This window comes from Clostridium bornimense, from assembly GCF_018917145.1.
In the GTDB taxonomy this organism is placed as follows: domain Bacteria; phylum Bacillota; class Clostridia; order Clostridiales; family Clostridiaceae; genus Clostridium_AN; species Clostridium_AN bornimense_A.
The window spans coordinates 36555-49809 of record NZ_JAHLOD010000026.1; the positions used below are offsets into that span (position 1 = coordinate 36555).

Here is a 13255-nt window from a genome sequence, read left to right on the forward strand (position 1 = left end):
CCTTTGGAACTTTTACTTATTGTACATTATTGTCATAGAATTCAAAAACTTTATCTAAATATCCTGTTAAAAGATCATCTGATTGTTTATACAATTCATGTTTAGAACCTGGTACAAATACTAATTCACAATTCTTTGCGTATTTAGCAAATGTATTTTGTCCTCCATCATTTACATATGTATCATTATCAGCTTGGAATAATAAAACTGGAACATTTACCTTTGATGCATTTTTCTTGCATGTTATAGATCTAGTTGCATTAAAAGCTTCTTGTAACCATCTATAACTAGCTCCGCCTTTTTGATATTCTTTTGTATTACAAGTGATTTCATATGCATAATCATAACGACTCTTTGATGTTGTACCTGATGCTTCTAAATCATATTTTTGTTCATATGGACCTTGTCCACTTACATATTTATCTGCCATTGCAAAAGTTACTGCACCATTAGCAATAATTTTAGCTACCCAACTTGGTACATCTCCTGTATTAACTTCTAACATTGGTGAACTTAAAACAGCAGCATCAAAATATTCTGGATAATCTTCTAAGAACTTAGCTCCTATTCCGCCACCCATTGAATGAGCATATAATAATAACTTTCCATCACCTTTAGATGGCATTACTATTTCATCTAAGAATTTTTTAAGATCTGTAATATAATAATCAAATTTTTCAACATTAATTTGTGTTGAATCTTTAACTCCTAAATTTACTGAATATCCATGTCCTCTATGTTCCATAGCATATACTGAATATCCTTGTTTTGTAAAGTAATATACCATTTCTCTATATCTTGATAAGTTTTCAGTAAAACCATGACTTATTACTATACTTCCTTTAGCATTTGGAACTGTATAAGTTTCATAATATAATTTTCCTTCTTTTTCTCCAACAATATATCCTGACTTAGTAATAGATGCTAAATAAGGTTCTACAACAGTCTTCATAGTATCAATAAAATCATCTTCATGTATAAAAATATCTCCTAACTTTTCAGATACTGGTAGACTTGTTTCTTCTGCATTAACTGTTCCATAACCTATCATTGATAATGACATAATTGCAATCACCATAGTTGATAGGAATTTTAATAAATTCATTTTAAGTTTCTTCATATCTTTTTCGCGATTGTTATATTAATCGCTTTCCTCACTTCCTTTCTGCAAAATCATTAACTATTATACACTATTTTGTATTTATCGTATTTTTTGTTTTTTTTTGATTTTAATACTATAGTTTAATATTGAATATAATTACTTTTTATTCATAATAAGAAAAAATCTTCACTAAACTAATTAAAATTTTGTGAAGATTTATCCCTTAAAATGTATTTTGCTATCTTTTAATTATTTATTGGAAAAAAAAATTTATTTTATTTATTATTATTTTCATAAAATTTGAATACATTATTAAGATAGTTTTTCAAATACTTATCAGAATGTCTATATAAATCATGCTTACTACCTTTTACAAAAACTACATCACAATTTTTAGCTGAATTAGCTAAGATAGCTTGTCCATTAGGTCTAACATATGTATCATTATCAGCTTGAAATAGTAAAATAGGTACTTTTATTTTTGATGCATTTTCCTTTTTAATTGCTTCTTTTGTTGCATCAAAAGATTCCTTAAGCCATCTAAAAGAGGCTCCACCTTTTTGATAATTTTCGTTTTCCATTACATTATTATAACTATAATCATATCTTGCTTTAGAATCTGTACCACTGTCATTAAAGTTATATTTCCCATCAAAAGGTTTTTGACCTAATACATATTTATCTCCTTTACCAATAATATTATAAAAGTTTGCGATAACTTTCGCTAATGGTGCTGGAGTACTTCCTGTATTAATTTCTAACATTGGAGAACTAAGTACTGCTGCATCAAAATAATTTGGATATCTTTCGAGAAACAATGTTCCAATAGCTCCTCCCATAGAATGAGCAAATAGAAATAACTTTTCTTCGCCTTTTTCCTTCATTACAACTTTATCTAAAAATGTCTTAAAATCCTCTACATAATAGTCAAAATCTTCTACATCTATTTGTGTCTTATCTTCTTTACCTAAATTAGTAGATAAGCCATGTCCTCTGTGTTCCATTGCAAAAACGGAATATCCTCTTTTTAGAAAATAATAGATTATCTCTGTATACTTATCCAAAGATTCTGAAAATCCATGACTAATAGCTATAGCACCTTTAGCATCTTCCACTACATATTTTTTATAGTGTATCTTACTAGAATTTTTACCTTTAAAATATCCTTCTTCCATATTATCTTCCAAATATGGTTCTACTATATCTTTCATATCCCCTATGTAATTATTCTCTGATATATATATATCTTTTACAAAATCCTCTTCTACTTTTCCACCATAAATTTTTGAATATGTTATTTCTTCTTTTTTATTAATAAAAATAGCTCCTACCATAATTATACAAACTAATAAAGCTATTGATACTAATATTTTGTTTCTCTTTTTTCTCAAAACTATCTCCTTTCGAATATTACTATAACACTATTTTCTATATAATGTCAATACTTGTAAATCTATACTTTGTTTTTGTTATATTTATATTATCGCTTCATTAATAATATTTCTTTAACGAGAATTGTATAATATACTATAACCGTAATTAATAATAAATTTATTGCTTCTAACTATATAATCATCTACTTCTTCATCTTTATATTGCATATTTCTAAGATATAATTTTTCACAAAGCAATACAGAATGAATCAAAAAATCTCTTACATACTCCGCATCTTTTAGATTATAACTTTTTAAAATATTATTCTTCATTCTATCAATTTTATCTTTAAGTTGTTTTATCCCATCTTCTAATCTATAAGGAAATATAAACTTATTCGCAATCATTACAAAAACTACCCCTAAAATAACATAAATAACTCTATATAAAACTAAAATATTAATATTTACTGTTAATGAGGCTATAGAGATAGATGCTGTTGCTGCAAATAATGAAATTTTATAATACTCTTTAAAACCATACAAAAGATATAATGAAACTATTAATATAATTATTGTTACAAATTTCTCATTTATTACATTAATAATTACTGAAGTGAATATAATAGCTAAAATATTTCCTCTTATTCTTTCTCTTGCTCTTAATATAGTATCCTCATAGTATGGTTGCATAATAGACATAATTGTTATGATAGCCCAAATTATTTTATAAAAGCCAAGTTTCTCCCCTATATACAATGATACTGTTAAAGTTATCGCCATTCTCATTGAAAACTTGAATCTTATACTACTCTTATTAAAATATTCTTTAAAGTATACAACAAAATCATCTACATCACTTTTTTCCCACTTAGTATATATTTTATTTATTTCTTTCTTATCTAAATTATAAAGCCTTTCTATATTAATTATTATCCTCTCTATAGCCTTCATTTCTTCATCAAGATAATTAGTCTTATCCTTTATAGAATCTTCTAAGACATATATCTCCTTTAATATATCCTCTACATTGCTATTAGTATTTATATATTTATTAATAAGAATTATTATAGTTAAAAAATTATTAATTACTTTAACACTAATTTTATTACATACTAATTTTTCATACATTTTTACTAATGATATATTCAAATACTCAACATTTATATACAAATTAAATTGTATTCTTCCTAAATAAGTAGTTAAATATTTCTTATACCTTGTAACATATACCTTGTAAGCTACTGATCTCATTATCTTAGAACATTGTGTTTCTATATCTTTATTAAATTTTCTAATGCTTATATTTTTGCATTGCTCTTCTATTAACTGAAGAACTTCTACAATACTATTTCCTAAAATCTCTTTTTCATCTTTTTTCTTTATAACAGAGCCCAATGCCACCAATAATACTCCAAAAATCACCGCTGCTATTCTCATAGGTAATTGATTCAATGGTATTGATGCATATTGAGTAAAAACATATAACATTATAAAAGGTTTATAATAAGTTAAATCATATGGTGAAACAATAGTATACATTATAATAAAAATTGATATAAAGTTAATTGGAATAGATATATAGATATTTATTGATGATAAAAATGATGCCACTACAATAAATATATCAATGATTATTATTTTTACAATTTTATTTACAGTTTTCACTTGTAAGTTTTGTCTTCCCATCACTGTTGAAGTTAACGCTATAGGAAATGCTATCATTATATTTTTCACTCCAAAAAATATTCCACAGCCTAATAATGTAACAACTGCTATAGTACCATTCTTAACCATTGAATATATATTTAAATTTAATTTCTTTGCTATGTTATACCTCATATTAATCCTCACTATGACTTTTTATTAATATTGTCTGTAAGAAATTATATATATATTCCTAATTCAAGTTTTCTTAAAGGTACAATTTACATTTTTACTATATAAAATAAGTGCAGTGACACCAAATTTTAGTATCACCGCACTTATAATTTGAGAAATTACTGAAGAATTTCTATACTATATTATGCATTTTTCACTTCTTTTTTAAATAACTTCTTTCCACAAGATATCGCTACCATAAGTCCTAATGCCATTAATAATATCGCAAATATTAATTGTAGACCATCTGTCAAAAATACAAAATTGCCAGATACAAATATCTTACTAAAAATATTTATAATAGCTCTTACTAATGCAGTAAATGTAACGACTAACATTATTCCCATTGGACCCCATAGCATAAATCCAGAACGTCCTGTTGTTTTAAGGAATACTGCCAATGCTATTAATACCAATGCTGATAGCAATTGATTTGCTGATCCAAATAATGGCCAAACATTATTATATCCTCCAAGTGAAAGGATTAAACCTACTACAAGAGTAATTATTGTTGCAAAATATTTATTTGTCATAAGTTTCTTAAATGGTGTCATTGTTTTTGGATCACTTGAATCATCCATAAAGAATTCTTGGAATGACATACGACCTATACGAGCAACAGAATCTAATGAAGTTAATGCTAATGCAGAAACACACATTGTCATAACACAAGTTGCAACATAATTTGGTATTCCTAATTTTCCAAGGAAACCAGCTATAGCTTGGGCAAAAAGAGCAAATGGTGTTCCACTTGGTGCTTTTCCACCTACAGCAAGAGATCCAACTGCTACAAGAGCAATAACTGCCAATAATGATTCAATAAGCATTGCTCCAAATCCAATACCTAACATATCTTTTTCATTCTTTACTTGTTTTGATGATGTTTCAGATGATACTAAACTATGGAATCCTGAAACGGCACCACATGCAATAGTTACAAATAATGTTGGGAATAATAGATTTCCATTAACATTAAAACCATTAAATGCATTTAAGTTCATAGCAGGATGTGCTACTACTACACCTAGAACTGCACCAATTATCATTGCCAAAAGTAAAAATGTACTTAAATAATCTCTTGGCTGCATTAAAAGCCACATTGGTGTTATAGATGCAAGAAATAAATAGATAAAAACTACTACTGTCCAAACTGATTTGCTAAAATAAAGTGGACATAAAATACCAACAGCTAACATAGCAATTAATAAAACAATTCCAATAATAGCTTGAAGCTTTTGACTTGGCTTCTTATATTTTATAAACAATCCGAAAACAACTGCAACTATAATAAATAACATTGATATTGATGCTGCTGCTGCATTTGGTGTAACCTTATTTCCATTAGCATCAAATCCATTAAATGTATTTGCAACTATATCCGCAAATGCTGCAATTACTAATAATGAAAATATCCAAGCAAAAAGTAAAAATAGCTTTTTACCTGTCTTTCCTATATATTGCTCTATTATACATCCTATTGATTTTCCTTCATTCTTTACTGATGCATAAAGTGCTCCGAAGTCATGAACAGCTCCGAAAAAAATACCCCCAATAAGTATCCATAATAAAACTGGTACCCAACCAAACATTGCTGCTATAATAGGTCCTGTGACTGGTCCTGCCCCAGCTATAGATGAAAATTGATGCGAGAAAACTACCGCCTTTGGTGTAGGTATATAATCCTCTCCATCCTCCTTTTCATAAGCAGGTGTCTTAGCATTTGGGTCAATTCCCCACTTATTTGCAAGCCATCTACCATAAACAAGATATGCTCCACCTAAAATCACGATGGAGATTCCAATAATAAGTAATCCGTTCATTGTAAAGCCCCCAATTCTATGAATTTTTATAAATATAATTACATGATTATAAGTTAACTAATTTTTAGCTTATATCCTTATATATAGTAATACTCCTATATTTCAGCTTTGTCAATATTAGTATTTCCATGTAAACTTTTACTCGTAAAATCATCTATAAATATACATAATCTTTTGCATATTATAATAAAAGGAGGTATCGCTAACAACTTTTTATGTTAATGCGACACCTCCTTGTTTAATAGCCTATATTAAATTATTTCTTTACTTAAATAATAAATGTAATTTTTCTTTATCTATGTTTTCACCAATTATAGCAATTTTTCCTGTATTCTGCTTATCCACCGCTTTTAGCTGAAATTGTCTTGGTGTATAATGAAATTCTATCCACCTTCCACTATCTAATTCTACAAACCCTTTTCCTCTTAATATATTTCCACACTCCTTAGTTATACCTATCTTCGTAAATATATCTTCTATCTTATTTATATTAAAAATCTTTGATGTTTCTTCTCCCCAAGAATCAAAAATTCTACTTCCTACTGTTACTGCCCTTGTACCCTTTTTATTTTTAGAAGTTAACTTTACTATTTTCTTCTCTTGCATATTACTTATATCTTTTTCTGCTATTTTTAAAATATCTAAACCATCTATTATGTTAAGGGGCACCTTAACTATACTAGCTGTACTATTTATCTTTCTTATTTCTTCAATAGCCTCTTCAATTTTGTTATAGTCACAAATATCTATCCTTGTAAAAATTATTGTCTTAGCATTTATAATTTGATCTATATAAAATTCTTTAAATTCTTCTTTATACATATCTAAATTAGAAATATCAATTACAGTAAATACATTATTAATTGCTATTGATTCTTTTGCTGTGATTTCTTTACATCCTTTTATTACATCAGAAAGCTTAGCTATACCTGATGGCTCTACAATAATTCTATTAGGATTATAGTCATCAATTATATCCTCAATAGAATCCTTAAATGTCCCACTAAGAGAACAACAAATACATCCGGAATTAATTTCTTTAATATCAATATTTCTATTCTTTAAAATTTCACTATCAATAGATACTTCACCAAATTCATTTTCAATAATAGCAACTCTATCTCTCTTAAATGCATCATCTATAATCTTTTTTATTAATGTTGTTTTTCCTGATCCTAAAAAACCTGATACTATATCTATTTTTATCCCCATAATTTACCCCCTATTTATCTATATTTAAATATTATTGCACTATATTTGTGTTTATTACTATATTCACAATTCTCAATTTATAAAAAAACGTGACTGTCGCACAAATAAGTCAGATTAGAGTGCGGCAGTTTTTTCAACAAAATAAAATCATAAGGCACAAGTATGATGGCACAAGGCACAGGGGAAAATTAACCTTACTTGTGCCTTGGCCATCTAACCTGTGCCTTGTCTCGTGTCCTGCCTTGTGTCATAATTAAAGGAGATATCGCTAACTACTTTTCATGTGTTAATGCGACACCTCCGTCCTATAAGCTTTATTAAAGAAAAATCATAGTTCAGCACTTAAAATTTCAACTATACTAGTATCCTACTTTTTCCGCTCTAACTATTTACAATCTCCCCTCCATTTATATGAATTGTTTGACCTGTTATATACGATGCAGCCTCTGAAGCTAAAAAGACATATGCACCGGCACATTCTACTGGTTGCCCAGCTCTTCCCATAGGTGTATCCGATCCATGATTAGCCACTTTTTGTTCATCAAAACTCGCTGGAATAAGTGGAGTCCATATAGGTCCTGGTGCTACTGCATTAACTCTTATTCCTGTTTTTCCTTTGGCTAATGCTAAGGCTAAACTACGTGTAAAAGCAACGATAGCACCTTTGGTCATTGAATAATCTATTAACAAATCATTACCTTTAAATGCTACTACTGATGCTGTATTTATTATTGAAGCTCCAGCTTTTAAATATTTCATAGCAGCTCTTGTAATGTAAAAACTTCCGTAAACATTAGTTTTAAAAGTTTTATCAAATTGTTCATCTGATAGTGATTTTATATCCATACATTGATATTGAACCGCTGCATTATTCACTAAAATATCTATTTTCCCATATTCATTAATAGTACTTTCAATAACATCATTGCAAAAATTAACATCAGAAATATCTCCTGCAACTAATGTACACTTTCGTCCTATCTCATCTATTATTTTTTTAGTTTCTTTAGCATCACTATCTTCATTAAAATATACAATAACTATATCTGCACCTTGCTTAGCATATGCTATAGCTACAGCTTTACCTATTCCACTATCGCCACCAGTGATAAGTGCTACCTTATCTTTCAATACATCTCCTATTTTCATATAGCTTCCATCATATATAGGTTTAGGATTCATATCCTTTTCTATTCCTGGCTGTACATTTTGATGCTGCAATGGAAATGATTTGGGAAACTCCATTTTATCTCCTCCTTAGTTACTTTTAATCTATCTTAGTATTTACTAAAGAGAAGTTTTTAATCTAACTACATAGTCTTTCTTTAAAATATACCTTTTCACTTATATCATCCAATTTCAAAGTTTCATCTAAAATCCACCCTTCACTACCACGAATAAACTTCCAATATTCTTTAAATACCCCTTTATTCAAAGTGTCTTTTATGGTAGATTTAGTGCCTGCATCTAACTGATAACTTTTTCTAGTTCCTTTTACATACATCCATATATAATCACCATTTCCATTTTCACCGATAGCTACTTCTATTGGTTTAGAATTTACTAATATAATATCTTCTGCTATGTTTATTCTATTCTTCATCTTTAACTCATTAATTCTATTACTATAAAGTTTATATAACTTTTCAGACATATAATTTTTAGCTCTAGAAATCTCATTTTTCATCCATGATTCTTGTATTATATAGAAACAAATTGCCACTCTCTCTCTTAAAGTTTTATATTCTAATGTATTATCATATATAGAAATCTTTTTTAGTAACTCTTTATTTTTTTTAGATTTTTGTATTATATTATAACTACGTATTATATTCTTTTTCATCTTTCTCATAACCTTTCTAGATATAATATATTTGATTATAATAAAGACCATACTATATTCTTAGTATGATCTTATTATAAAATATTATACCATAAATTGTATTATCATGTCACAAATTGCGAAAATCTATTTTTTGTCGAAAAGTTATTTTAACTCTAAAATACTGCTTTTAAACTGCAAAATCACAAAAGATATCATAGTTATTATTGAAACAGTTAAGAACGGTAACTTATTACCAAAATCAAAAATAAATCCTGAATATAAAGATCCTATTATCATTCCTATAGCTCTTGATGAATTTTGAATTCCTGCTACTTCACCATGATTATTCACTGATAACTTAGAAATTATATTTTGCTGCAATGGAAGATATATACTTGCAGAAGATACAAATGCTATTATAAATATAAAAAACATAATATTAGATGTAGATATTGATGCTATTGCCATAAACACAGAAAGTAATAATGTCATTATCTTTAGTCCTCTTAATTCTCCAAGTTTTTTTCCAACTATCGGAGTTAAAAGTAAATTCGTTAAAAATGCTACTACTCCTGCAAAAGCTAAAAATATACCATTTATAGTAGATGGTAAGTTTAATGCGTCCTCTATGTAATAATTAATTGTAGAATTATAACTGGTACTTGCAAAATAGAACACAGCAACCTGACTCATCATAAATAAAATTTTTCTATCTAAAATCTTAGTAATTTTTTTATTTTTCTTTATTTCACTGTCTATTTTTATATTATTTATACTTTCCTTATCTACAGTTTCCTCTATAAAAAGAAATATTAAAAAGCTTACTACTATTGCTAATATAAATTGCATTAGAAAAGGAATTTTATAATTATTATTACCAATTACTCCACCTATTAGAGACCCTAGTGCCGACCCTACTGTAGATGCAGCACCATAATACATCATACCTTTTAATCTTTTTTCCTTATCAGTTATATCTGCTATATATGCTAAAATTACAGTTAAAAAACTTACAATAAATGCTCCACCTAAAAATCTATATATTACTATAACTATAGGATTTTCACTATATCCAAATCCTAATTGACTTACTCCATAACCTAATATACCTATTATTAAAAACTTTCTTCTCCCCATCTTATCTGATAATTTTCCCCATAACGGTGAACATAAAAAATTTCCTATGGCCATAGCAGCAAAAAATATTCCAAACATATAAGACGGCAAATTTAAAGCCTTAATAACCATCGGTGTCACCGGATGCGCCATATTACAAACCATCATAGTCATTATTGTAAAAATAACTACAACCTTCATTGATCTCTTTCTCATTATCTTCTCCTCTTTAGTAAAAAACTTTACATTTCACAACTCTATAGTAAGCTCTATTCACTGATTATAAAGTTAAAATTTCTATAATATATTTTGTATATTCTTCAAAAGAACCATTTTCCGTAGATGCACCTTTATTAATTTTATTTGTTGCAAAATTATATCCTGCTTCTCCATAATTAAATTTAGCTGATGAAACAACAAAAGAAGCTTCTTCCACTCTATATGTAGCATTATTTCCTACAATAACCTTACATAATTCTAATAGTTTATTACTATCTTCTATTATATTATTGCTCTCCATAGACACTACAAATTTAAAAAATTGATAACCTCCTATAAGTGGTATCATCGCTCCATTATTCATATAAAATAGCTTACCAGTACCATGAAAATATTTTATTTTTCCAAAAGACAATGTTTTATATTCCTTATTAATTTCTAATTTATCATTATCTATTTTGGACATTTCTTTCTCTATATCTAACCATTCTATAATTTCTTTTTTAGAATTATTATCTATTATTTGCTTAAAACTAAAAAAAGACTTCTCTATATCTCTATTTTTACTAATTATATTATCATTTATAGACACTATAAATTCGCCATTTTCATATGTTAATACTACCTTATTATTCATATTTTTTTCTCCTTCTATACTATGTAATAAAAATTATTATATCATAATAATTTTTATTATAGATTAATTCTTTTAAAATCGAAGTACTTTTTCTATTATTAATATTAATGATATAATATTATCAATATATATAAATAGATTTGGGAGATTTCGAAAAATGAACTATATAATATATGATTTAGAATTCAACCAAAAATATCCTAAGGAAATGGATGTTGTCCGTGATAACTTTAATACATATCCTTTTGAGATAATACAAATTGGTGCCATAAAATTAAATAAAAATCTTGAGATAATTGATACATTTAATTCACTTATAAAACCAACTATCTATCCCATAATTCACCCTTTCATTGAGGAACTTACTAATATAACCAATGAAAAAGTTTCATCTTGCAGGTTATTTAAGGAAGTATTCCAAGATTTCTTAAAGTTTATAGGCAATAAAAATACTATATTTTGTGTATGGGGTGAAACTGATATTAAAGAACTATTTAAAACATTAGAATTCTATGATATTCCATCCACTCTGATTTCTAAAAAATATATAGATGTACAAAGTTACACATCAAAATATTTCAATGTTCCGCCAGGATCTAAAATTGGATTAAAAAATGCTACTGCACTACTAAATATAGAAAATCTTTTAGATTTTCATAATGCATTCAACGACGCTTATTACACTGCTAAAATATTTTCAAATATATATAATAAAAATATTAAACCTTCATATTATGATTATAAAAAATGAAGATGTCGCACTCTAATCTGACTCCTTTGTGCGACACCCCCATTTCATTATTCAATAAACTTATTTATAGAATAAGATATGTTTTTTATTATATAATTACTAAATAAATAGTACGGCACAATAAACCATAACGCCAAGTTATTTACATTAACATTATACTTATTACTTACTATCACAATATTTAAAAAAGAAAAAACTAATAATATCATTGTTGCCACTAACACCTTTTTCCAAGTATCAATTTTAAAATATCGTCTTATAATAAAAAATAAAATTAAGGTAATTATAACAAAAAATGTTGCTCCTATAATATTATCAATATAAACTCTATCAAATGTGTATTTCTTCATATAAATTATATATCTAAATTTTTCACTATACTGTTTGTAAAACTCACTCCAATAATCAAAATCTGACCATTGATTAGGCAACAAATCTACTGGTATTCCTACTTTTACTTTAGAAATTATAAGAAACAATTTTAAAAATATTAAAGCAAAAACTACATAAAGTATCTTTATTATTGGCTTTTCCTTAAAAGTTATCATTTCTTTTATTATCATTATAAGTGTTAAAAAGAATATTACTAAGGAAAATATACTTACAATAGCATTACTAATAGAGTAATATACACTATTACTTATAGAAGTATTCTCATAACCATTATTTTTCGCGAAAGTTACTGCTTTTCTATTATTAATCATAGATATTCCATCAAAATAATTCTCTTCATTTCTATCTGACATCAAAGATTGCATAACTACTAAATTTTTTTCACCTTTATGTATTCCTCTAACAGTTAATTTTCTTTTACCATATTCAATATCTTCTATATATTCTCCTTCAACACTATATTTACTTACTAATTTATTTGTAAATAAATCTATTTCATATATTGTTGAATCTCCATAATTCCTATAAACAATTATCTTATTTTCTCCTACTTCTTTAAATTCATAATAACCAACATTATCTCTATTTTCCACTTTTCCATCTAAAGGTATTTCTTGCTCATTTCCATCTTTATCTTTTATATAATATTTTTCTGTACCATCGTTGAAAAATGTGCCGATAAATAGCAAGATGTAATATCATCTAAGTGGTATTTTGAATCTGAACATAATAGTCTGATATGATACCTCTAAAGTAGACATGGTAAATAACCAAAATCTACTTTGGAGGTATTTTTTATGGGAAGACAATATAAATATTCTTTTGAAGATAAAATCAAGGCATCAAAAGATTATATTTCAGGAACTAGAAGTTGTCGTCAAATATGTTTAGATCTTGGAATTAAGTATGGTAATACTCGCGGTGGT

General features: G+C 27.0%; 11 protein-coding genes. 1 reads left to right on the forward strand and 10 read right to left on the reverse strand.

Annotation, left to right across the window (positions count from 1 at the left end; genetic code table 11):
* Positions 1 to 16: 16 nt before the first annotated feature.
* The 9 genes from KQI30_RS10340 to KQI30_RS10380 all read right to left on the reverse strand — a co-directional run bounded on the left by KQI30_RS10340 (position 17) and on the right by KQI30_RS10380 (position 11185).
* Complete coding sequence (locus KQI30_RS10340) at positions 17 to 1105, reverse strand: alpha/beta fold hydrolase (RefSeq protein WP_253287468.1); 1089 nt, start codon at positions 1103 to 1105, stop codon at positions 17 to 19.
* 272 nt (positions 1106 to 1377) lie between these two features.
* Positions 1378 to 2493 (reverse strand): alpha/beta fold hydrolase, encoded by a 1116-nt coding sequence (locus KQI30_RS10345; protein ID WP_216463230.1) that lies wholly within the window; start codon positions 2491 to 2493, stop codon positions 1378 to 1380.
* Between the two features lie 114 nt (positions 2494 to 2607).
* Positions 2608 to 4317, reverse strand: a complete 1710-nt coding sequence (locus KQI30_RS10350) for an FUSC family protein (RefSeq protein ID WP_253287469.1) — start codon at positions 4315 to 4317, stop codon at positions 2608 to 2610.
* Between the two features lie 182 nt (positions 4318 to 4499).
* Entirely contained in the window at positions 4500 to 6176 is a 1677-nt protein-coding gene (locus KQI30_RS10355; protein ID WP_216463231.1) for a carbon starvation CstA family protein, read from the reverse strand.
* A 264-nt stretch (positions 6177 to 6440) separates the two neighbouring features.
* Positions 6441 to 7388, reverse strand: coding sequence for a CobW family GTP-binding protein (locus tag KQI30_RS10360; RefSeq protein ID WP_216463232.1), 948 nt, complete (start codon positions 7386 to 7388; stop codon positions 6441 to 6443).
* Positions 7389 to 7769: 381 nt separating this feature from the next.
* Positions 7770 to 8633 (reverse strand): SDR family oxidoreductase, encoded by an 864-nt coding sequence (locus KQI30_RS10365; RefSeq protein WP_216463233.1) that lies wholly within the window; start codon positions 8631 to 8633, stop codon positions 7770 to 7772.
* A gap of 61 nt (positions 8634 to 8694) precedes the next feature.
* The gene (locus KQI30_RS10370) at positions 8695 to 9231 is read right to left on the reverse strand and encodes a hypothetical protein (protein ID WP_216463234.1); all 537 of its coding nucleotides are present in this window, start codon (positions 9229 to 9231) and stop codon (positions 8695 to 8697) included.
* A 144-nt stretch (positions 9232 to 9375) separates the two neighbouring features.
* Entirely contained in the window at positions 9376 to 10545 is a 1170-nt protein-coding gene (locus KQI30_RS10375; RefSeq protein WP_216463235.1) for an MFS transporter, read from the reverse strand.
* Positions 10546 to 10609: 64 nt separating this feature from the next.
* On the reverse strand, positions 10610 to 11185 hold the full coding sequence (locus KQI30_RS10380; RefSeq protein WP_216463236.1) for a hypothetical protein: 576 nt from the start codon (positions 11183 to 11185) through the stop codon (positions 10610 to 10612).
* 157 nt (positions 11186 to 11342) lie between these two features.
* On the opposite strand from KQI30_RS10380, the gene KQI30_RS10385 reads away from it, so the two are divergent.
* On the forward strand, positions 11343 to 11936 hold the full coding sequence (locus KQI30_RS10385) for a 3'-5' exonuclease (protein ID WP_216463237.1): 594 nt from the start codon (positions 11343 to 11345) through the stop codon (positions 11934 to 11936).
* Between the two features lie 47 nt (positions 11937 to 11983).
* On the opposite strand, the gene KQI30_RS10390 is transcribed toward KQI30_RS10385, so the two are convergent.
* Entirely contained in the window at positions 11984 to 13018 is a 1035-nt protein-coding gene (locus KQI30_RS10390) for a hypothetical protein (protein WP_216463238.1), read from the reverse strand.
* Positions 13019 to 13255 lie beyond the last annotated feature (237 nt).

Coding starts and splice junctions, on each gene's coding strand:
- KQI30_RS10340 (WP_253287468.1), bottom strand. CDS start 1,105: ATGAATTTATTAAAATTCCTATCAACTATGGTGATTGCAATTATGTCA.
- KQI30_RS10350 (WP_253287469.1), bottom strand. CDS start 4,317: ATGAGGTATAACATAGCAAAGAAATTAAATTTAAATATATATTCAATG.
- KQI30_RS10355 (WP_216463231.1), bottom strand. CDS start 6,176: ATGAACGGATTACTTATTATTGGAATCTCCATCGTGATTTTAGGTGGA.
- KQI30_RS10360 (WP_216463232.1), bottom strand. CDS start 7,388: ATGGGGATAAAAATAGATATAGTATCAGGTTTTTTAGGATCAGGAAAA.
- KQI30_RS10365 (WP_216463233.1), bottom strand. CDS start 8,633: ATGGAGTTTCCCAAATCATTTCCATTGCAGCATCAAAATGTACAGCCA.
- KQI30_RS10370 (WP_216463234.1), bottom strand. CDS start 9,231: ATGAAAAAGAATATAATACGTAGTTATAATATAATACAAAAATCTAAA.
- KQI30_RS10375 (WP_216463235.1), bottom strand. CDS start 10,545: ATGAGAAAGAGATCAATGAAGGTTGTAGTTATTTTTACAATAATGACT.
- KQI30_RS10380 (WP_216463236.1), bottom strand. CDS start 11,185: ATGAATAATAAGGTAGTATTAACATATGAAAATGGCGAATTTATAGTG.
- KQI30_RS10385 (WP_216463237.1), top strand. CDS start 11,343: ATGAACTATATAATATATGATTTAGAATTCAACCAAAAATATCCTAAG.